Genomic DNA, 21,423 nt, shown 5'->3' with positions numbered 1-21,423 from the left:
GTTCTATCTGAAGAGGAGAATCCGAAGGACTACGTCGGCCATTCGGAGAGGATACATAACGAACGTATCCAGGGTGAACTGTGATTGTCCGACATCACGAGTTGGCATCCGAACTGAGATTTCTTTCATTCTGAGATCGTTTCTGGCAGCAGCAAGCGTCTGTTCAACCGCCCAATGTTTATCGGATCGGTGGAGTATTTCACGCAGACGATCAACTCGATAGACGCGGAATCCGCTCGTTACGTCTGTTATTTCCACACCACCCAGAGAGTTCACCATCGACGTAAAGAACCGGATACCGAGGTTTCGGATGAACGAATACTCCTTGTAGCTTTCATTGAGGTACCGGCTACCGATAACCATGTCGTTGTCCTCGGCAGTTTCGAGCAGAGTTGGGATATATGCCGGGTCGTGCTGTCCATCTGCATCAACCTGCACAACGAAATCATAGTCGTTTCGAATAGCGTAGAGATAGCCGGTTCGGACTGCGCCGCCGACACCGGTATTGATTGCATGGGAGATAACCGTCGCGCCGTGGTTACGGGCAATCTCCGCTGTTTCGTCCGTAGAACCATCATCCACAACGACGGTATCATCAACGTGCGAAGAAGTTTCATCAATAACAGAACCGATAGTACCTGCTTCGTTGTACGCTGGCACTATCGCTACAACGCGCATACCGGTTGAAAGAGATACTATCCGCTTGAATGTTTCCTTCTGATAATCAGTGAACTGTATCTACTGATATTATTGAATACTCAAATCTAATTATAGAAAAATCGATCAGCAGTCACAACGCTTATCGGCCGTTCAGGGGTATAATCGTTGAATGAGGGTCTCCGTCGTACTCTGTACGTATTCTCACGACCGATACGGCGACTTTCAGGATGCCGCCGAGAGTATACTCAGCCAAACATACGACGATATTGAATTAGTGATAGTTGTCGATGGGAAAACTACAGTTTACGAACGTGTTCTAGACGACTACGGCGACAAGAACCGTACACAAATCAGTTGCAACGACGAAAACCTAGGCCTACTCGAAAGTAGGAATCGAGGCGCTGAAATCGCGGATGGTAACATCGTTGCGTTCATCGATGACGATGCAATAGCCGACCAAGACTGGGTCAAGGAGCTCGTAAAAGGCTATGAAGAACGGAACGCAGTTGCAGTCGGCGGGAAAATGACCGCCGAGTGGGTTGCGGGAAAACCGGAATTTCTCCCTGAGGAATTCTACTGGTTAGTCGGTGTGACTCATCGCGGCTTCGCTGATGGACCCGGATACGTTCGCAACACGTTCGGGTCGAATATCTCCTTCCGACGAGATATTTTCCTCGAACTCGGCGGGTTCGACATCGACATCGGCGGACGAAAGGGAGACAAAAATCTGCAAGGCGGTGAAACTGAGTTGTGTGCTCGACTGGCCGTCGAGTACGACGAACGAGTCTGGTACACGCCTGACGCGAAGGTCGCCCACAAGGTATTCGACTACCGGACGGACCCTAGTTGGCTACTCGATCGAGCGTTCTGGCAGGGGTACTCCAAACGTGCGATGGAGGAGCTTCTCGAGACCAACGATGGCGACGAAGAGGATGTTTTCCTCCGACGACTTGCCGTCGAGTTTTTCCCGGGACGACTCGCGGACCTCGTTCGGTCCCCATCGCTTCCGAAGGCGAAGCAACTGGTCATGCTACTCGTGTTTACGGCGTTTGTCGGGAGTGGCTATCTGTACGGCCTCGTCCGCTACTGAACGAACAAGGATAAGCCAGTCACCGACGAAGGGCGTTTCATGACCGAACGCGGGATTTGTGTCATCACCCATCCCTTGAGTTCCGCGGGAGAAAACGCGACCCGGACGCTCTTGGACATCCTCGCAGAATTGAGACCAGTCAGTCTTATCACCGCCGATCTGCCCTCCGACTCCACGATTCGAGAAGATCGCAACGTAATCGAGTTAACTCAAAAAAGTACGGGCGAAAACGTCGCTGTAGCGGCCGTTCGATTCCTATTGAACCAGTTACGGATGTGTGCCACTATTCGACGGCAGCCCGAGTCGATCGTACTATTCTTCGGAGCGACCTCGTATCTGCTACCGATTCTGTTCGCACGCCTCCTCGGGAAAACCGTCCTCGTTGAACCACGCGGCGACGTCCCACTCACGTTGCGCTTGACGTGGGAACAGCGCATGCCGGATATACTGGCGTGGGGGCTTGCTTCTCTCGTCCGTGTCCTCGAACGGGCAGGCTTTGTCGCGGCTCATGGGATCGTTACTTATACACCGAACATGGCTCGCGAATTGGATTTAAATCCAGATTCGTCGTCAGTTCATCCATGGGGTGCACGATACGTCGACACTGGAGCATTCAGTCCCGAGACGTCCTTCGGGGAACGCGACGAGGTGGTCGGATTCGTTGGCCGTCTCGACGAGGAGAAGGGAGTCAGGGAATTGGCGCAGGTCGCCAAGCGACTCCCCTCCGACCTTACTTTCCGTTTCGTTGGAGATGGCCCACTCTATGAGTGGTTAGAAACCGAACTGGACGACCAGATCGAAGCCGGCCGGGTTGAGTTGGTCGGTTGGGTTGACCACGAGGACGTATCCACTGAACTGAATCGCATGAAGTTGCTAGTTATGCCCTCACAGCCGACAGAAGGGCTACCGACGACAATCCTGGAGGCCCTCTCCTGTGGAACGCCCGTGTATGCGACACCTGTATCTGGCGTTCCAGACGTCGTGCAGGACGGTCAGACCGGTTTCCTAATGACGGATACTGATTCGAGTGCGATAGCCGCTGGTATCGAAAGGATATTCGAACAACGGGATGACTTGCCGAAGATTAGTTCGCGTGGCAGGAACTTGATCGAAGAAAAGTACAGTTTCGAGGCGGCCGTAGCCCGATACGACCGGATACTTTCAGCACTCGACGAAAGACGTACATGAGAGAACGCCGCAGTCAGTCATCCCGCTCCAGGATGACCACGTACTCCTCGTAAGGGTCCGGTGTCGGCTTAACACCAGTTCGGATTAGTTCCGCGTTCGGCGTTCGATATTCGGGGCGATTCCCGAACTCCACCGCAATCCGGTACCCATTATCACCATCAAGCAGTTGGCGGATGTATTCGGCACGGCGAGGGTATTTTTCCGCCAAGGGAGAGAATGGATCAAGATACCGGATATCTGCCGCAGTAAGTTGGATATACTCCGGTCCGCGGCCAGGCGTTGATATCATCCACTCAGTATACGCCGACTCATTCAAGACCAACGAGGAACTGTATGTGGCGTTTTCCTCGTCATAGGGGTAATGCTCAACCGTACGACCGTGGATAGCAGCGACATCTGCGATGGAATTTTCATACACCACGACCCGCTCTCCTTGGTCTACGTTCGATTCCATCCAGTCAGTGGCTTGGTCGCGAGGTTCAGTAGCATATTTAATGACGCCACCGCCTGCATACAGGGCGGATGTGACGACGAGTATAGCGACCAACGTATGCCCCAGTAACGGTCGTTGCTTGTTGAGCCCCGCTAAGACCATCCCCAAAAGTAACAACATCAGCGGGAACGTCGGAAGGAGATGGTGCATACGGAGATACGACCACTGGAAAAAGACCATCAGATATACCACAAGCGCGACCAGCAAAAGCGCCGCCGCGTGAATGCTGACCGATTGTTTTCGGAGAAAGAGGAAACTAACGGGAATAGCGACGACGGTTGCAAGGCCCAGTGGAAGCCCGAATCCTTCTAGGTATCCTTTCGAGATCCAGTACCAGATCGGGGCCTCCCGACCGCCGGAGAGCGCAGTCTTCTGGCCTGCAGTATGGAAGACGCGGGTCAACAGCGCCTCCGGGCCGGAAACGAGAATGCTTGGAATGCCAACGTAAATCGCCACGCTACCGAGTGCGAGGCCTCCGGCAATCAATTTCGGCCGAAGGAGCCCGCTATACCACGCGCCATCGGTCTTTAGGCTTCGAGCGACGAGTGAGCCGGCGAGGACGAACACCACGACACCCGCAGTAAGTTTGAATGCAATCGCGAGACCACCGATTGCCGCACCCACCAGGAACGACCGCTCGTCACCAGTCTGGATGAACCGAACAGCGAGATAAGTCGCAAGCAAGAAGAAGAACAGCATCGGTAGGTCTTCGCCTGCTTCGTGAGCTTTCGAAACGAAGCCAAGCGATAACATCAGTAGTGCCGATGCATAGCGGCCCGTTCGTCGGTCCTGTAGCCGAACGCCGAGTCGATAGGTGAGGTAGACACATCCGGCGGCGAAGACGATTAAAACGAGCCGACTGAACAGTACGGCCCCAGTCCAAAACCACACTGGCGCCTCATGCCAAAGCGTCCAGCGAGAAGTGACCGATCCGAGTGATACGAACTCGCTGAACTGCCCGGAAACGAGGACCAGAACGGCGAGAGGGGCGAGAACGAGCGCGTAAACATAAAAGGTCGCCCCGAGCGCGCGACCGTCCAGAAGACCACGACGGAGTGCCTCGATACTGGGATCAGCGGCGACATATCCGGCAGTCTTTATCGGCTGAAGGAGTCGAGAATACTCGTCAGGACCAGCGAAGTTCGGGACACGATACCAGAACCAAAATCCCGCCAACAATGCAGTCCCAAACAGAATGAACGACAGCGAATCGTCCTCCGAAAGATCCGAGCGGATTGTAGCAGATACCGAGCGCAGAAAGAGTCGAGCGTGTTCCCACATACAGGATTGGAGGAAGGGCCCGTTACAAAGGTATTGCTCACTCAGATGAAGAGGTATAAATAGGTGGTACCGACCACCTGTTGGAAGTTCTATCTTCGGTCACACGTCGTTCAGATATCGTATTTGGTGCGTATAGGTTCTGGGAGTAGTGAAATTGCTCTTCGTCGAATGCGAGTCGAGATAGTGAGCAATATACTCGAATAGATTGCTATCCCGAGAAGGACGACAACAATGGTTGCCAAGAGCCCTGTAGGCATCACCTCAACCAACCCGAGGAGAGAAATCCCCATAAGACCGGCAGCTACGATTTGTCGGAGAATTTCAAGAGTTGGAATCGATGGCGAACCAATTAATTTCGAAAGAGACAGGTAGCCGAGCACGAGCATGAGAAGTGCAGAAATAGCCGTCGCGACAGCGGCACCGTACCACCCGAATAAGTAAATCAAGAACACGTTAAGGAGAACATTTGCCACGACGAACACTGCGTTAATCCGAAATGCCACATCCGGTCGGTCGATCGCATTAATCGCCGAAACGAACTGCGCCCCATAGGCCGAAATCGTACGGGCGAGGACCAAAATCGCGAGGATTGTTGCTCCCTGCGCGAACTCTGCTCCATAAATCCGTAGCAGGCGTTCACCGACGATCAGTACCCCAAAGAGTCCGGGTATACTGAATATGCCCGTGAAGGCTAATCCCTCATCCAGATGGGTATGAATACGTTCGTCAGAACCCTCCGTACCGAGTTCACTCAGTTCCGGAAACAGAATCTGTTGAATCGAAAGTCCGACCAAAACGAGAACCGAGGCCAAGCCCCACGCGACCTCGTAAATCCCAATCAAAGACGAAGAAACGAAGAACGCCAAAACAAGCGTATCCATCCAAGCAAACGAGCGAGTCTGGACGGTGCCGAGCCAAGCGTATCGAGCATATTCAAAGAGGCTCCGAAACTGTTCGATAGAAGGAATTGTTGGCCAAGTATCAAACAAGAAAATGCCGAGAATGGCGGCGATAGCAAGCGATACCGCATGACCGACAAGGAGGCCTGTTAGTCGCCATCCGAGGAGTATTAAAGCAACCTGTAAGCCCGTTCGACTGACCCGTTCGAGTGTCTGCAGAATACCTCGAGAGGCAACCTTCTTTTGTCCGTCAAGCGCTCCGGAGACAGAATATAATCCCGCATCAGCTAGAAGTATAAAAGCAAGTAGCCCACTGACTGGCGCACCTACATACTGATTGACATAGTGATTAAAGAAGACGACCGCGAGTGCCACTGCCGTACCGAGGATTGCCGTCAAAATGAAGCCCGCAGACAGAAATGCCCCACATGAGTCACCTTCACTAACCCGTTTATTTATCGCCGACGAAATCGCCATTGTTGGGATATTCAACCAGAGGACCAATGCGACGACGACTTTGTACTTCCCGAGAACGTCCGCACCGAGGAGATAGGCAATCAGGAACGTCGCGACGAATCCAGCAGCAGAGAGGCCGACTCTGGAAATAAAGTGGACGATTGTCGATTTACCTATTTTCATTGTCGCCACCTCATCGGTGCCAGTTTACGCGCTCAGGCGCTTTCCTCCGAATGAATTTGAATCGGCAATGGTTCAGTCGTGAAACCCACGATACACGGTTTGAATCCGTGCGAGTCGGGAGTGTGGGCTGGCAGTCACTCCCCTGTGGCGACGGCCATTCAGAACTAAATCCGGATCTCGGGGTCGGATCGATAGACTGCTGTCGAAAGGCCAATACGTTCCGGGTCCCCTTCATGATACTTAATCTCAAGTTAGACAGCGGCGTTCTTCAACCGGCAAGTGGACAGTAGAGGTGTAATCGAGAGTGGGCGGATAGTCGTATCCTCGACGGTCGATGATTCATTCTTTTAAGACCGAACATTTACCCCTTTCGTTCGCGGGTTTCACGACTACTGCTCCATTGTCGTGTGCTGATTTCCCACAAGCGAGTTCGTCGACCGTCCCACTGGATGGTCAATGACACCCTCTCCGAACCAACGAAGGACGCTCAACAACTATTTGTAGGAGATCCATTTAGGGATGGTAATACGATGCAACCGAATATTCTATTAATAATCCTCGACAGCGTCCGAGCACGGAACACATCCCTTCATGGACACATCAATGAAACAACGCCATTTCTTTCGTCACTGGCAAAAAGAGAAGCAACTTGGTACAGCCAAGCGAGATCACCTGCCGCGACGAGTCTTACCAGCCATGCCAGCATATTCACCGGTCGACCAGTCCCGGAACACGGGGTAACGACGACCGAGAAACAACTCGAGCCGGGGCATTCTATTTTCGAAAAACTGAGCGAGCAGGGATATTCTACGGCTGTATTTTCCGAGAATACTTGGATCACGAACGTTGATGCCGGTCTGAACAGATTCGACACGGTATACGGGCCACAAAACATCCCGTTCCCGGATGCCGTCGATCCACGCGAGTTCGTCGCCAAAGAAGGACGTGGCCAGTACCTCGAGTACCTCAGGAGCTGTTTTGAGAGCAAACAGCCACTCAGATCGCTGGCAAATGGAGCAGCTATCAAATTGGCATACGATTTCCCTTCAGTTTTGCCTAACGCTCTCGATACTGGGGCCTCGGGAGCCCACTACATCGACGCGTTTCTGAACTGGCAGGCCCGTCAGACCGAGCCGTGGGCAGTCTGTCTGAATCTTATGGATGCACACATTCCATACGAACCCGACGATGCGTATGACCAGTGGGGAGGAGACCAAGCACGAGAAATTCAAAACGATGTCGAGGAGCAAAAATGGGAGTTCGCTGGCGGACAGCGACCATGGTGGGAAAAGAAGGCTCTGGAAGGACTTTATGATGGCTCGATCCTCCAGTTAGATTCATTATTGAAAGACCTCGTCGAAGAACTTGAGACTCGGGACGTACTCGACAAAACGTTTCTCGTGATCACGGCTGACCACGGCGAAGGGTTCGGTGAGCCGAGCAATCTGCGACCAGTCCGAATCGCAGAACACAATGTCGCCATTCACGAATGTCTGACTCACGTTCCACTGGTAGTCCGTGCACCGAATCAAAAAACGCCCAAGCGAATCGATGAACCGGTTTCACTCGATTCATTCCCCCGGGCGGTCGAACGGCTGCTGGAAGAGGCAGAACCGTCGTTTGTCACGGACGAACCTGTCGTGAGCACAGCAGTCGGAGTGGATAAGCCAAAGCAGGCCCGAGCAGAACCCTACGTCGACACACTCTCCCCCTATACTGCGACTTCTCGAGCTGTTTATGAGGCAGATGATGGGCGAGTCAAGAAGTACGTCACATGGCGTGAGGAGGAACAAACCGTTGAGATCGTCAGCGCACAAAACAGCTTTGTCGTTTCAGAGAACGGGGGACACCGCGTCGAAGATGTATTCGGTTCGTTTGAGGAATCTGCCATCTCCCGAGTCGGACACGAGCTTGAGAACATGTCCGATTCGACTCAAAAGCAGCTGGAGGACCTTGGCTATATTTAACTTAGACGATGCCAAATAGGACACTCAGGCGAGCGAACTAAAACTCTCGTATTCCCAAATCAAGTCAAAATACCGCTTCATTCCCGCCACGAATGACCCGTTTTCCGTAATCGCGGCCTGTCGCTTGTAATCTGGCACGTCCGTCTCCTCCACCAGGAATATCGCCTGCCCAGATTCGTAATCCATGCTCGGGTCGATGAACGTCCCGCGCCACGGTAGAACCTCCTCACTAAACCGGAAGTCGATCTCTGGATAATCGGACTCCAACCGCTCAACGATTTCTCGCTGCCGCGGAACGTTCTCCTCAGGCAACAACTCAGGATTCAAGAACAGCACCGAGACGTCGATGCCATCCGCCAGCGCGTTCGCGACCGCAGGTTCGACCGACTCGAAATACGCGAAACTATTCGTGATGACGTAGACGCCGTCATCGGCAATCCGATACAAGCGTCGCGTTTCGGTCTCGCTTGGGTCACCGACATCGACGACGTGGAACAACTCGGAGGTCGGCGACACGTCTTCGTCGGCCTGCTCGTACAACGGCCCGAACACGTCCAGAAACTCCGGGCGGAGGCCCTCAATCTCGGTTCGGTAGTCCTCGAACTCCTGTCGTCGGTTCTCCATCGCCCGGTCCAGAATAGCCGCCGGCGATTTCGGTTGATACTGCTTCGGTCGGCCGGGAATGACTTCGATGAAGCCATAATCAGCGAGGGATTCGAGGACGCCGTAGATACGCGCCTTCGGGATGCCGGTCGCTTCGGCGATATCCGGGGCTGTGGTTCGACCTGCCCGAAGGAGATGCGCCAGCGCAGTCGCCTCGTACTCCTTGAGGTCGAGTTCTTCGAGCAGGTCGGTCGGGTCGGGGTGAGAGTCCATGATGGTCGACCGTTACTCGCGTCGTTCGAGCAGTGTTCGGATAGACCCTTCGACCGTGTGTGTCGGCTCCCAGCCCAGTTCCGCTTTCGCCCGCGAGGTATCGACGGTGAAATCCTCGACGAGGGTTTCGGCCGCACGTGGGTTTTCGACGAGCGTCACCTCGACATCCGTGTCGTAGTCGGTCTGGGCGATATCTTGAACGGTCCGTGCGAGTTCCATCACCGAGGGGTCTTGGTCCCCTGCGATTTCGTAGGCGCTTGCACCGGTCTTGCCATTTTCAAGCGCATCGAGGAGTTGTTCAGCGCTGTCGAGGTAGGCCTCGGCGATGTCCTTGACGTGGATGAAGTTCCGCGACTGGCTGCCGGGCTCGTAAACCGTCAGCGGTTCGCCAGCGTCCACCCGGTCGACGAAGAAGTTGAGGACGGTCGGCTTCGAGACGGTCGTCCCGTCGATGACGTGCTCGCCGTAGAGGTTGGATTTGAGGAAGAGATGAGCGGGGAACTCGCCCTCCGCGAACGTCCTGATGGCCTCTTCGCCGAGGAGTTTCGTGCGGCCGTACCAGTTCATCGGTCGGCGCGGCAGGTCGGCGGTGATGGGGAACGATTCGGGGTCGCCGAGGACTGCCATACTGAACGGGAAGATCAGCGCTGCACCGGTCTTGCGACAGAACCACGCGACGTTGTTCGTCCCGGTGACGTTGACCTCGTAGGCGAGGTCCTGATTCTCTTCACAGTCGTCGACGCCGCTGACGGCGGCGAGATGCATCACGATGTCCGCGCCCTCAAGGGTCGCCTCAAGGCGCCCACGGTTGCGGATATCGACGTGTGCGATATCGACATCGCCGACCGATTCGACCTGCCCGCGATACTGGTTATCGAGGGCGATGAGGTCCCAGTCGGGATGGGTCTCCTGCAAGCGCTTGACGACACGGCTCCCGATGTAGCCGGCCGCACCGGTGACGGCGATGGTCGGTGTATCAATGCTCCCGTGCGATTCCGTAGCGTCGTTCGTGCTCATGGTTCGGATATCTCCGGGTTCGATCCCTGCAGGTGGTCGGCGAGGTCGCGGACGCCCGCACGGAGCGTCCAGTCGGGCGCAAAGCCGGTCTCTTCGAGTCGGTCGAAGTTGACGTGGTAGGACGGCCCGGGGTGTTCGTCCTCCAGATACGTGATATCGAGGTCGCGGTCGAGTTCCTCGCGGACGATCTCGGCGATCTCGGCGACGCGGTAGTTCCCATCGTTCGACCCGACGTTGTAGACGAACTGGGGCCACGATTCGGGATTCAACACGGCGTGAGCGTACGCGCGGGCAGCGTCCTGTACGTGGATGAAGGGGCGCCAGTTGCTGCCGTCGCCGTAGACGGTCAGCGGGCGGTCAGTGAGGGCGCGGAAGACGAAGTGATTGACGACGAGGTTGAATCGGACGCCGGGGGCCCACCCGTAGTTCGTGCTCATTCGCAGGGCGGTCGCGTCGACGCCGTATTCGTCGACGGCTTCCGCGAGCAATTCCTCGGATTCGACCTTCGATTCGGCGTAGGGATTCAGCGGGTTCTGGTCGGTCTCCTCGTCGATGTCGGTGGTGGCCGCCCGCCCGTAGTTGTTACACGAGGAGGCGTAGACGACGTTCTCGACGTCGAACTTCCGGACGGCAGTGAGGACGTTCTCGGTGCCGTCCTGGTTGACGGCGAAGGTCTCGGCGCGGCGGTCGTGCGTCGAATCAGCGCCGGTTATCGCCGCGAGGTGGACGACGCGGTCGACGCCGCGCATCGCGCTTTCGACGTCGCCGTAGACGCGGACGTCGCCACGGCGGAACTGCAGGTCATCGCCGAGGCTGCCCGCGAGATTGCGAGGCGACCCCGAGGTCAGCGAATCGAAGACGACGACCTCTGCGACGCGGTCGTCCTCGATGAGTCGCGGGACCAGCGCGCTCCCGATGTAGCCACAGCCACCGGTAACGAGGATGCGCAGGCCGTCGCCGTCGTCGGTCGCGTTGCTCATCTTGGTCACGCCTTATTCCTCGTCGGTCAGCACGCCCGGGAGGAAGCGGTCCTCGTGGGCCGTGATGGTGTCGTCGTGGTCGACGAGCGTTCCGAGGATGGAGCGGACGCCCTCCTCGAAGGTCGTCGACTGGCCGCCGATGAGGTCGGCATAGCGGTCGTTTTCGATCTCCATCTTGTGGGTCTCGTCCTCGTCGCGGGGGTTCTCGAAGTGTTCGACCTCGACGTCGAGGTCGTACTCGTCGGAGACGTCGGCGATGGTTTCGGCGACTTCGACGATGCTGATGGCGCGGGTGACCTGATTGTAGACGACGTGGTCGTCCGACCGGTCGTCGGCGTCGGAAAGCGCCAGTTGGGCGAGGCCTTCAACGGCGTCCTCCAGCGCGATGAACGGCTTGCGCTGTTCGCCTTTGCCGTAGACGGTCATGGGGTACTCCGCGATGGCCTGTGCACAGAAGCGGTGGGCGACGACGCCGAAGTAGTAGTCGAAGTCGAACCGCGTGGCGAGTCGGGGGTCCGCGGCGGTTTCCTCGACCTCAGTGCCGTAGGTGATGGCGGTCCGAACGTCCGAAATCGGGATGTCGAACTGGTCGTGGGCCAGCCGCATGTTCGCGGCGTCGTGGGACTTGGTGAGGTGATACCAACTGCCGGCCATCGCGGGGAAGGGCACCTTGTCGCGCTCGCCCTGGTTCTCCATCGTCGCGCCGCCCTCGGGGATGGGGAACTCGGGGGCGCCGTAGACGCCGGTCGTCGTCGTCTCGATAAAGTGGGTGTCGTTCAGGTCATGCGCGTCGAGGCCCCACAGGAGGTTCCGGGTGGCCTGCATGTTGTTGTGCTGGGTGAAGTTGGCGCGCTCGCCGTTGATCTGTGAGTAGGGCGCCGACGGTTGGGCCGCGGTGTGGACGACGACTGACGGTTCGTGGACCGACAGCAGTTCGTCGACCGCGTCCCGGTTCGTGAGGTCGGCCTCGACGAAGGAGAGGTTGCCACAGCCGTGGACCTCCTCGGCGGCCTCAATGCGCTCGTCGATGCTGGCGATGGGCGTCGCGCTGGTCGAGCCGACCGATTCGACCCACTCGCGCCGGCCGAAATTGTCGACTAGGACGACTCGTTCGCCGGTCCGCGTCGCGATTCGAAGGGCAGTCGGCCAACCGATATAGCCGTCCGCACCGGTTACCAGGATAGACATGGTTACTCAAAACCTGAGTAAGTGAGCATAAAAACTTTCTCATGGCGCTGTGCGGTGCCGATTCTGCATTTAGACGCTTTTATATGGGTTGCTGTATGCCGACAGAAGAGATTTATATCATGAATAGTAAAGAGTTACTCAGAGTTTGAGTAATGGCTGGCAAAAATCTAAACGCAAGCGACGGACGCCCGGGGGACGACCACCTATCGGATGTCGAGGATGGCTGTGGGTGCGCAGAGGTGTGGGAACACCTCTCCGAGCAGCGGGCTGGCGACGAGTAGGGAGACGAGCACCCGCGGAGCCAAACCCTCAAATCCCCCGCCGCGATAGAACCTACCATGAACGTAAGCGTCGTCGGGAGCGGCTACGTCGGCACCACCCTCGCGGCGTGTCTCGCGGATTTGGGACACGACGTGACGGCGGTCGACATCGACGAGGAGACGGTCGAACGACTCAACGCCGGTGAGACGACGATTCACGAACCGGGACTGGACCCGATGGTATCCGCGTACGCCGGCAGTAGCCTCGAAGCCACGACCGACCACGCCGCCGTCACCGATACCGACCTCACCTTCCTCGCGGTGGGCACGCCCGCACGCGAGGACGGCTCTATCGACCCCAGTGGCCTGCTCGCGGCCGCCGAGGACGTCGGCGAGGCCATCGCCGACAAGGACGGCTACCACCTCGTCGTCGTGAAGTCGACGGTCCTGCCGGACGTCATCGACGAGGAGGTCATTCCGACGCTCGAAGCCGCCTCGGGCAAGACCGACGGCGACGAGCTCGGCGTCGCGGTCAACCCCGAGTTCCTCCGTGAAGGCAGCGCCGTCGACGACTTCATGAACCCGGACAAAATCGTTATCGGGACCGACGGCGACGGCCGCGCGCTGGACCGACTCGCCGAACTCTACCAGCCGCTTATCAGCGACTGGGACGTCCCGACCGTCGAGACCGGTCGCCGGGAGGCGGCGATGATCAAGTACGCCAACAACACGTTCCTCGCGGCGAAGATCAGCCTCATCAACGACCTCGGGAACATCTGCAAGGAGTTGGGCGTCGATACCTACGAAGTAGCTGAGGCGATGGGCATGGACGACCGCATCGGCGAAAAGTTCCTCAACTCGGGGGTGGGATGGGGGGGTTCGTGTCTCGTCGGCGACGAACGCATCCTGATTAAAGACGCGAGTGGGACGCGGCTACTCACGATGGCCGAGTTCTTCGAGCAGTACGTGACTGATGAGACCGTCGAGGACGTGTCGGTCCTCAGCTACGATAGGGGAGAAGCCACGTTCAAGCCGGTTCAGGCGGCTACCAAACGCACGTACGATGGAGATCTCTTCACGGTCCGGACGCGAATGAACAAGGAAGTCACGGTGACCGAGGACCATCCAATGATCGTCATGGAGGGTGCCGAGCCGACGGTTCGGGAGGCCCGAAAGCTCGACGAGGGAGACGAACTCCCCGTTCAGACCGACCTTCCGGCTGACCCAGTCGGTACGTTCGACCTCATCGACCTAGTGGTCGATTCGTCGGCCTTCGACAACGAGGCCGTCTACCTGAAGCCGTCGTTCGATATGGATGAAGTGAAATCCGAGGTTCGTGATGTCCTTCGAGAGTACAACGAGCGGTTCAGTTACGACAAAGTCCACGAGTTCATCCGACGGGATTATCTCGTCTTGGATGTCTTCCTCGAGTTCGAAGACCAGTTGCCGATCGACCGCACCGACCTGAGCCTCTATACGACGGTCGGTGGCGGGCAGACGTACGTGCCGGCGATCATCCCCGCGGACGAGGACTTCTGGCGATTCATCGGATATTACCTCAGTGAGGGCCACATCAACGAAGACGATTCCGGACACGGCTCAACGACCCGCAAGCGCGTCATGCTGAGTTTCCATCCCTCCGACGAGCAGGAATACGTCGCCGATGTCGAATCGTATCTCGAGCGACACGACATCCACTACCGGACGAGTACTCAGGAAACGGCCACCCAGATCGAGACATCGAGCCGGGTACTGTCGTACTTCCTCGAGTGGCTCGGGTGTGGTACCGGCTCGTATACGGCGGCGATTCCGGACGCCGCCTTCCAAGAGACCGAACGGAACCGGCGGGCGCTTCTGGCAGGGCTATTCCGTGGCGACGGACATATCGAATATACGAGTCACTCGAACGCCGTCGTCTACGATTACGGCTCAGTAAGTGAGGAACTCATTCAGGGGATGCAGTTCCTGTTACACGGCCTCGGTATCGTCCCGAGTTACAAAACGTCCCAGTCAGCCAAATCAACCCGACCAGCCCACTTCCTCCGCGTGAGCGCGAAAGAACAGATCGACGCTCTCAAGGAGATGTTCCTCCCCGCAGAACAGGCACGAATCGAGCAGCGGCTAGACGAGGTGGCTGATATCAGGCCAACCGGGCACACCGATGGCGGGGCCCACACCACCGTCGCCGTCAAGGATATCAGCGTAACCGAGGACGAAGTCGACGTGTATTCGCTTGAGGTCGCGGATACACATACCTTTGTGACGACCGACGGACTCGTCGTCCACAACTGCTTCCCGAAAGACACGGCTGCCCTTCGAGCGGCCGCCGAGGACGCCGACTACGACCCCGCGATGGTCGAGGCCGCAATCGAAGTCAACGACACCCAGCCCCAGCGTCTTCTCGGCCTGATGGACGAGCACGTCGACGTCGCGGGCAAGCGCGTGGCCGTCCTCGGCCTCGCGTTCAAGCCGGGCACCGACGACATCCGTGGCTCCCGCGCCAAGCCGATCATCGAGGGCTTGCAGGACCGCGGCGCCGACGTGGTCGCCTACGACCCGCTGGCCGCCGAGAAGATGGCCGAGGAGTTCCCTGATATCGAGTACGCCGACTCGGCCGCCGAAGCGCTCGATGGCGCCCACGCCGCGGCCGCAGTCACAGATTGGCCGGCCTTCGCGGAACTGGACGAGGAGTTCGATGCGATGGAAGATTCGGTCGTCGTCGACGGCCGCCGAATCATCAGCCGCCGCGAGGGCCTCACCTACGAAGGCCTGACGTGGTAGGTACTAACGGTAGGTTTCAACCGAGCCGCCAAGGGTACTTTTGAAGATTTGTTACGCCTGGCTGTATCAGCGGTTATCGTCGATCCAGCGGCAAAAGGCCTCGAAGTCGTTGGCACCTGCATCGCGAGCGATATCCCGGAGCGTACCGATACTGATAGAATCGTGTGCCGGGACGACGACCGTCCGCATATCGGTGTCGTGGTCCTCGGGCGGTTCCCACTTCAGAATCAGATGATCACCGGTAGTACGGACGTGCCTGAAGTTCCCCTGATTCACAAGTACCTTGTAGACGTCTTCCCCGGAGAAATCCCGTGTCGTCATCGAAGTCGTTATTGAAGAACGTCCGGCAGCTCGTCGCCTTGGCTACGTGCCGTCTCCGGGTCCACACCGAGCGCTTCCATCTCCTCATCGGTAGGCTCGCGACCAGCGTCGCCTTCGAGGGCAGCCACGACCGCATCGAGGGCCTCGAGTGCCTCCGTTCGGGTCTCTCCTTGAGTAGAAACCTCCGCACGAAGGTCTCGGGCCGTCCACCGGCCGTCCGGATTCTCCGTCAATCGGATTTCCCGTCCGGAGTCGGCATCATCGCTGTCGGCCTCGATTGCCATGCGCGGCTGTATGCGGTGTATACGTAAAAGCCTAGGTCGCTCGGACGTCCGTCCCGTTCCGAACGTCACTTTCGGCAACGTTCACAGAATCAGAACTGGCGCCGTCGACCTCGTACTCGCCGGGGTAGGGGACCGTCACGGCGTAGGTCCCGTTCTCGGTGGCGGTCACCCCGCGCTGATAAGTAAATGAATCGCTCTCGATATCGACTCCTGTTTCGACAGTCACCGTCGCACCGGGGTCAGCCTCACCTCGAAGCGTCGCGCCCGGCACCACGCGGAACGCTTTATAATCGCCGCTCTCGCTGGCGTAGAGTGCCCGATAGTGGGCGAGTCCCTCGGTCCCGTTGCCCGCGCTCCCGTAGCGGTCGTGGAGGCGGGCCTGCATCGTCTCGTCGGGAATCTCGGGGTCGCCCGGAACCGGTTCGGTGACCAGATAGGCGTTCTGTGCCGGGCCACCGGCGATGTAGCGGTCGTAGGCCGAATCCGGGTCCGTTGCGAACGTGAAATCGCGGTAGTTCGATTGGGCGTAGCCGTAACTCCGCGATTCCCCGTTGACGTGGTAGTTGTACATCCGACTCCACGACCACGGACTGAAGACGTAGTTGTCGGGGTACTCGTGTCCCGCGTCGGCGGCGTGGTCGTCGATGAACGCGGCGGTCTCGTACTGCTCTTCGGGAATCGTGAGGTTCGAGGCGCCGATAGGCGCCAACACCGCCGAGAGACCACAGACGAGCAGGACGATGACGACCAGCCTGACCGCGACGTCTCGGTCGGGAAGCGTCACCGGCCGACGCTCCCCACCGAGCGGGACCGGCAGTTTCGCGGCGTCGACGCGCTCGGCGAGGGCGACGAGCGCCAGCCCTCCGAACAGCGCGGTGAACGGCGCGAGTTCGCCGGCGTATCGAGCCTGCAGCGTGGCCAGAAAGAGCATGAACCAGCCATAGCTGGTAGCGACGAGCCACGAGCGGTCCCCACGATAGGAGCGATAGATGCCCCAGCCCATCGCGGGGATGACAACAAACAACAGTAGACCGAACGAAAAGAGCCAGCCCATCGTCTCGGTGCCGAAGACCGACTGCATCTCGACGATGTCCCGGTCGGCGAACAGGCGGGAGACCTGCCGCGAGATTGCCGCCCACTCGGTCGGCACGAGGAAATACACCCCAGCCGAGACGCCAGCGACGCCGACGATGCCCGTCGTCGGGAAGGCCCACGCGGGCAACTCCAGTGCGCGCCAGCCATAGGTCGCGCCGACGACGCCGAGGACCCCGAGTGTCAGAACGGCGGGCACGCCGACGACGAACGTCTCGTGCCAGCCCCAGAGGAGATGGGGCAACAGGACGACGGCCGCGCCGATGCCAACCCCGGCGGCGGTGGCGAGGCCGGGCGCGAGGAACGAGTCGTCGTCACGGACGGCGATGGCAGCCCCGATGACGACCGCGATGGCGACCGGGAACAGCAACAGGGTTGCGGCCCACCACGCGAGGATACTCCCCGCGACGCCGACGGCGAGGATGCCGACCGCGCGTGTCGTTTTCCAGTCGGCGGCCAGCGAATCGAGGGCGAAGGTCGCGACGGTCCCCCACGCGACGACGGCGAGCCAGAAGTAATCGAAGGCGTGGTGGTCGACGAACCCCAGCGACGACCGGAGGGCGTGGACCGGAAGCACCGCGAGGACGAGCACGCTCGCCAGCGCGACGTGGCGGTCCTCGGTGACCTCGTAGGCGAACAGATAGACGACGAGGCCGGTCGCAACGGCGACGAAAACCGGCAGCCACGCGAGGAACGCGGTATGACTCCCGAGGCCGCCGGCTAACTCGGAACCGACGAGCATCTGGATGGTCGTCAGTGGCTCACCGGTTTCCTGTCCAAGGGGAAGGTCCGAGAAAGTCCACCCGTTCCGGAGGCCTTCTTCAACGTAGTAGACGTACGCGTAGGGGTCGTTCGACGGAAACACGACCCGATCGCGGAAGACGGCCGAATAGGTGGTCGCTCGGAAGACGGCGACCAAAGCGAGCAAACCGGCAAGTGCCGCAGCGGCCGTGCGGTCGATGTCGGGCAGCGATAGTGCGTCGCTCGCCTCGAAACGTGGCTCATCGGTCTCGACATCGCCATCAAGCGCCCGGTCGACGGCCTCGGGGGTCGCGACGCGATACTCGTCGCCGACCGACTCGACGAGGCCCTCGTTGACCAGTTCGCCGAAAACGCCCGAATCGATTGGCACGTCGTCGAAGGTCCACGTCTCCCGTTCGCGGTCGACCGCTCGAACCGCTTCGAGCGCCGATTCGAGAGCTGGGTTCTCGTCGAGGACCGTACGCACCGCGGCGGCGTCCATGTCCACCCGTCACCCCGCGGGGGCGATAAAATCACCCCATTCGACCAGCGCTGCAGCGAAGCGGGGCGGCTAAAGGGTCCGCGCCCGGAGAGCCGATATGCGACAGTTCATCGTCGTCGGCCACGACGCGCCGACGACCGACGACTTCTCGCTCGACGACCTGCCCGGTGCCGGCCGCCTCGACGTACTGTGTCGGTGTGTCAACAGCGCCTTCTTCCTCTCACACGACCTCCGGGAGGACGTTAGCGTCCACCTCGTCTTGGGCGACGAGTACGTCGTCCGCTTCGAGGGGTCGGAACTCCGGCGACTCAACCCCGACGAACGCTCGACGGGCGCGTTGATTCGTGGTGCGCTGGAAGCCCGCGAGGAGGCCATCGGCGCGATGGAAGCCAATCCCTCGCCCGGCGTCTACATCGGGAAGGGCGATTTCGCCGCGACCGTCGAAGCAGTCGCCAAGGAGGGAACGCTCGTCGAACTCCACGAGGACGGCAACCCCGTCGTCGACGTCGAACCGCCCGAAAGTCCAGTCTTCGTCCTCTCGGACCACCACGACTTCACCGACGCCGAGGCCGACCTGCTGGCCGACCGCGCCGACCGGCGCGTCTCCATCGGCCCGCATGCACTCCACGCCGACCACACCATCACCGTCGCGCACAACTACCTCGATACGGACGGGTTCGTGGATTACTGACTCCGCAGCGATTCGCCGCCGACCGCCTTCCGAGAGGTTTCCATCCCACCGATTACGTCGACGTGACGACGCCTATCGCTCCCCACCGTTTTCCGCCACCGACTGCTCGATGAAGTGCTGGACTGAATCGAGAGTCGTCGGCCGGAGGTCCGTCGGCTCCAGCCACTCGTAATCCAGAATACCCTCCGTCCGGTTGGGTTCGGGCTCCGACCGAAGGGTCGCATCGAAAATCGCGTAGACAGTCGTCGTCGTTGGTCGACTCGTGTGGTGGTAGACGTAGCGGCCGACCGTCTCGCCGACGGTCGCACGACACCGTATCTCCTCTTCGATTTCACGTCGGAGGCATTCGGAGAAGGATTCCCGGCGCTCGACGCCGCCGCCCGGGAGAGTCCAAAACGTCGAGCCGTCCCCGTGGCGTTCTTTGACGAGGAGGACTCGACCGTGGTCCGTGATGAGGGCTTTGGCCCCGATTCTGAGAACCTGCCGCTCGAGCTCGTTTCCCGACACGGAAAGGGTCGACGGAGCGCTCGACTCGTCGCGCACCCGCCGGGAGGGCCTATCTGAAGGGCGGTTTCGCATACTCCTCATCAACATGACCCTTGTTGATTATTATGCGTCTCATACCACCCCACAGGAACTTCCTTCTCGACCGGTCTTCCGTCCAGTCAAGTGCGGACGAGGCCGGAAGCCGAACGTCGTCGATAATCACGGCGGGCCGACGTCTGCCGAGACGAGTTTTAAGTAGGTCTGCCGAGACGTACCGGTGTATGTCCCTCCAAATCGGTGACGCGCTCGGCGACGGGATTCGCCGGTCGCTCACCTACAGCGGTGGCGTGCTGATGGTATTGACCTTCGTGTATCAACTGGTGTTCCTCGGTGCGGTCAACACGATATTCCTCGAGGTCCTCCCACCGGAGGTCGAAGGGTCCGGCCAGCTCGGACTGGCGCTGCCGATACCGGTCGCGGCGGCCGGCGTGCTCGCAGTCCTCGGATTGGCCTTCGGCGTCGTGTTTTATATCGCGGCGACCCGAGCATTGACGCGCGAGCAATCGGAGTTGGATTCGCTGCCGAGCGAACTGTTCACCCGTCGAATCGGGCGCGCCTTCATCTCAGCTGTCGGTGCCAACATCGTCGTCACGATAGCCGTCACCATTGGGTTCGTCCTGCTCATCGTTCCGGGCGTCTTCCTCGCTATCAGTTTCATCTTCGTCATCTTCGCCATCGGCGTCGAGGACGAACGTGCAATCGACGCCCTGCGCCGCAGTTGGGGCCTGTCGAGCGGCAATCGCTGGTCGCTGCTGGCGCTCGGTCTGATCGTCGGCGTCGTCACCTCCGTCGGCAGCGGACTCGGGTCGGTGTTCTCGTTCATCAGTCCCGTCGCCGGTCAGGTAGTGAGCCTCGCGCTCACCTCGGTGTTCGCCATCCTCAGCTACGGCATCCTCGCGGACGCGTACCTACAGGTTCGCGGCGAGAAACCGGGCGGCGGCGGCAGCTTCGAGACGACCGCCGGGTCCGAAGCGCTCTGAATCGAGCGGCATCATAACCCTTAAAGTCGCCGACGGCATCGTTCCAGATGCGGGCCGGTGGGGTAGCTTGGTATCCTTCGGCCTTCGGGTGGCCGTAACCACGATTCAAATTCGTGCCGGCCCACTTTTCCCGCATTCTCACTCACCGAGCCACGGCTCTCGTCGGAAGCCACGCACGTTATCACCTCCGGTGCTCTCGAGACGGTATGGCTCCGCTCAGCGACCTCGATGTCGATATTTCGGACGTGGATACCGTCGCGGACAGACGGGACGACGTGCTCGCGGCAGTCCGGGAGCACGCTGGCCGCGTGGCCTACAACCTCGCGCGGCTGCAGGGTGGCGATTACGGCCAGCGGTCCTTCTCGACGGAGCGGGGCGAGTGGACGGTCAAATACGAGGCCGGCGACCTCGAATACCTCCGATACAAGCCACAGGGCGGCGGCGAAACCTACGTCGTCTCGACCCAACAGCCGGCCGAACCGGAGCCGCTCGCGCGAGCGCTCGCCGATTACGCGGCGTTCGTCGAGTCCTACAACGACTACGTCGACTCGCTGGATGGGATGCTCGACGAGGTCGACGACGGGTTTCCGCCGGTCGAATCGACCGATACCGTCGTCGACGAACGGGACCGCATCGTCGGCCGCATCGAGGAGGCCTGCAACACGATGGCCGGCGAACTCCAGCGCTACGAGGGGACCGACTACGGCACCTACTCGGCACGGGTCGCGTCGACGCGCTGGGAACTGAAGTGGGACCTCGACGGCGCGTCGTATCTCCGCGTTGGCGGCTCCGGCGGCGTCTATCTCGTCTCGCAGTACGGCCCGCCATCGGCGGCCGACGTCCGCGAGTACGCCCCGGCGTTCGGCGGGTTCGTCGAAGCCTACAACGACCACGTTGCCGACCTGGAGTTGGACTTGGAACGAATCGAGCTGTCAGACCGTACCTGA

18 protein-coding genes and 1 tRNA gene are annotated in these 21,423 nt (G+C 59.4%); 8 read left to right on the top strand and 11 right to left on the bottom strand.

What is annotated here, in order from left to right; genetic code table 11:
• Positions 1-3 precede the first annotated feature (3 nt).
• On the bottom strand, positions 4-678 hold the full coding sequence (locus U5914_RS08500; RefSeq protein WP_336135326.1) for a glycosyltransferase family 2 protein: 675 nt from the start codon (positions 676-678) through the stop codon (positions 4-6).
• Positions 679-829: 151 nt separating this feature from the next.
• On the opposite strand from U5914_RS08500, the gene aglG reads away from it, so the two are divergent.
• Both aglG and U5914_RS08490 read left to right on the top strand, forming a co-directional pair.
• Entirely contained in the window at positions 830-1,750 is a 921-nt protein-coding gene (gene aglG / locus U5914_RS08495; RefSeq protein ID WP_336135325.1) for a glucosyl-dolichyl phosphate glucuronosyltransferase, read from the top strand.
• 39 nt (positions 1,751-1,789) lie between these two features.
• Positions 1,790-2,938, top strand: a complete 1,149-nt coding sequence (locus U5914_RS08490; RefSeq protein WP_336135324.1) for a glycosyltransferase family 4 protein — start codon at positions 1,790-1,792, stop codon at positions 2,936-2,938.
• 13 nt (positions 2,939-2,951) lie between these two features.
• Here U5914_RS08490 and U5914_RS08485 read toward each other — a convergent pair whose 3' ends face one another.
• On the bottom strand, positions 2,952-4,712 hold the full coding sequence (locus U5914_RS08485) for an ArnT family glycosyltransferase (RefSeq protein ID WP_336135323.1): 1,761 nt from the start codon (positions 4,710-4,712) through the stop codon (positions 2,952-2,954).
• A gap of 110 nt (positions 4,713-4,822) precedes the next feature.
• The gene (locus U5914_RS08480) at positions 4,823-6,250 is read right to left on the bottom strand and encodes an oligosaccharide flippase family protein (RefSeq protein WP_336135322.1); all 1,428 of its coding nucleotides are present in this window, start codon (positions 6,248-6,250) and stop codon (positions 4,823-4,825) included.
• Positions 6,251-6,699: 449 nt separating this feature from the next.
• On the opposite strand from U5914_RS08480, the gene U5914_RS08475 reads away from it, so the two are divergent.
• On the top strand, positions 6,700-8,217 hold the full coding sequence (locus U5914_RS08475; RefSeq protein ID WP_336135321.1) for a sulfatase-like hydrolase/transferase: 1,518 nt from the start codon (positions 6,700-6,702) through the stop codon (positions 8,215-8,217).
• A gap of 24 nt (positions 8,218-8,241) precedes the next feature.
• Here U5914_RS08475 and U5914_RS08470 read toward each other — a convergent pair whose 3' ends face one another.
• The 4 genes from U5914_RS08470 to U5914_RS08455 are packed head-to-tail and all read right to left on the bottom strand — an operon-like array spanning position 8,242 to position 12,278.
• On the bottom strand, positions 8,242-9,093 hold the full coding sequence (locus U5914_RS08470) for a TrmB family transcriptional regulator (RefSeq protein ID WP_336135320.1): 852 nt from the start codon (positions 9,091-9,093) through the stop codon (positions 8,242-8,244).
• Between the two features lie 12 nt (positions 9,094-9,105).
• Positions 9,106-10,110: an NAD-dependent epimerase/dehydratase family protein gene (locus tag U5914_RS08465; protein ID WP_336135319.1), complete on the bottom strand. Its 1,005-nt coding sequence runs from the start codon at positions 10,108-10,110 to the stop codon at positions 9,106-9,108.
• Positions 10,107-11,060, bottom strand: coding sequence for an NAD-dependent epimerase/dehydratase family protein (locus tag U5914_RS08460; protein WP_336135588.1), 954 nt, complete (start codon positions 11,058-11,060; stop codon positions 10,107-10,109). The genes U5914_RS08465 and U5914_RS08460 overlap by 4 nt, the downstream gene beginning before the upstream one ends.
• A gap of 42 nt (positions 11,061-11,102) precedes the next feature.
• On the bottom strand, positions 11,103-12,278 hold the full coding sequence (locus U5914_RS08455; RefSeq protein WP_336135318.1) for an NAD-dependent epimerase/dehydratase family protein: 1,176 nt from the start codon (positions 12,276-12,278) through the stop codon (positions 11,103-11,105).
• A gap of 338 nt (positions 12,279-12,616) precedes the next feature.
• Between U5914_RS08455 and U5914_RS08450 the strand changes: the two genes are divergently transcribed.
• Entirely contained in the window at positions 12,617-15,319 is a 2,703-nt protein-coding gene (locus U5914_RS08450) for a nucleotide sugar dehydrogenase (protein ID WP_418766755.1), read from the top strand.
• A gap of 66 nt (positions 15,320-15,385) precedes the next feature.
• Here the strand turns inward: U5914_RS08450 and U5914_RS08440 are convergent, their stop codons facing one another.
• From U5914_RS08440 to U5914_RS08430, 3 genes are read right to left on the bottom strand one after another with little or no spacing between them, the layout of a single operon-like run.
• Complete coding sequence (locus tag U5914_RS08440; protein WP_336135317.1) at positions 15,386-15,640, bottom strand: type II toxin-antitoxin system HicA family toxin; 255 nt, start codon at positions 15,638-15,640, stop codon at positions 15,386-15,388.
• Positions 15,641-15,648: 8 nt separating this feature from the next.
• Positions 15,649-15,924, bottom strand: coding sequence for a type II toxin-antitoxin system HicB family antitoxin (locus U5914_RS08435; protein WP_336135316.1), 276 nt, complete (start codon positions 15,922-15,924; stop codon positions 15,649-15,651).
• A gap of 31 nt (positions 15,925-15,955) precedes the next feature.
• The gene (locus U5914_RS08430; RefSeq protein ID WP_336135315.1) at positions 15,956-18,259 is read right to left on the bottom strand and encodes a hypothetical protein; all 2,304 of its coding nucleotides are present in this window, start codon (positions 18,257-18,259) and stop codon (positions 15,956-15,958) included.
• A 97-nt stretch (positions 18,260-18,356) separates the two neighbouring features.
• Here U5914_RS08430 and trmY point away from each other — a divergent pair, with 97 nt between their 5' ends.
• Entirely contained in the window at positions 18,357-18,950 is a 594-nt protein-coding gene (trmY, locus tag U5914_RS08425; RefSeq protein WP_336135314.1) for a tRNA (pseudouridine(54)-N(1))-methyltransferase TrmY, read from the top strand.
• A gap of 72 nt (positions 18,951-19,022) precedes the next feature.
• On the opposite strand, the gene U5914_RS08420 is transcribed toward trmY, so the two are convergent.
• Positions 19,023-19,457 (bottom strand): NUDIX hydrolase, encoded by a 435-nt coding sequence (locus U5914_RS08420; protein ID WP_336135313.1) that lies wholly within the window; start codon positions 19,455-19,457, stop codon positions 19,023-19,025.
• A gap of 260 nt (positions 19,458-19,717) precedes the next feature.
• Here U5914_RS08420 and U5914_RS08415 point away from each other — a divergent pair, with 260 nt between their 5' ends.
• The 3 genes from U5914_RS08415 (at position 19,718) to U5914_RS08405 (ending at position 21,423) form a co-directional block, all read left to right on the top strand.
• The gene (locus U5914_RS08415) at positions 19,718-20,476 is read left to right on the top strand and encodes a DUF7847 domain-containing protein (RefSeq protein ID WP_336135312.1); all 759 of its coding nucleotides are present in this window, start codon (positions 19,718-19,720) and stop codon (positions 20,474-20,476) included.
• Positions 20,477-20,527: 51 nt separating this feature from the next.
• A tRNA-Pro gene (locus U5914_RS08410) sits at positions 20,528-20,600 on the top strand.
• Positions 20,601-20,682: 82 nt separating this feature from the next.
• Positions 20,683-21,423 carry a profilin-fold protein gene (locus tag U5914_RS08405; RefSeq protein WP_336135311.1) on the top strand — a complete coding sequence of 247 codons (741 nt, stop codon included), beginning with the start codon at positions 20,683-20,685 and terminating at the stop codon, positions 21,421-21,423.

It is taken from the genome of Natronomonas amylolytica (assembly GCF_037031205.1).
In the GTDB taxonomy this organism is placed as follows: Archaea; Halobacteriota; Halobacteria; order Halobacteriales; family Haloarculaceae; genus Natronomonas; species Natronomonas amylolytica.
The sequence above is the reverse complement of the archived record's forward strand: the minus strand, read 5'-3'. Positions and strand labels throughout refer to the sequence as shown.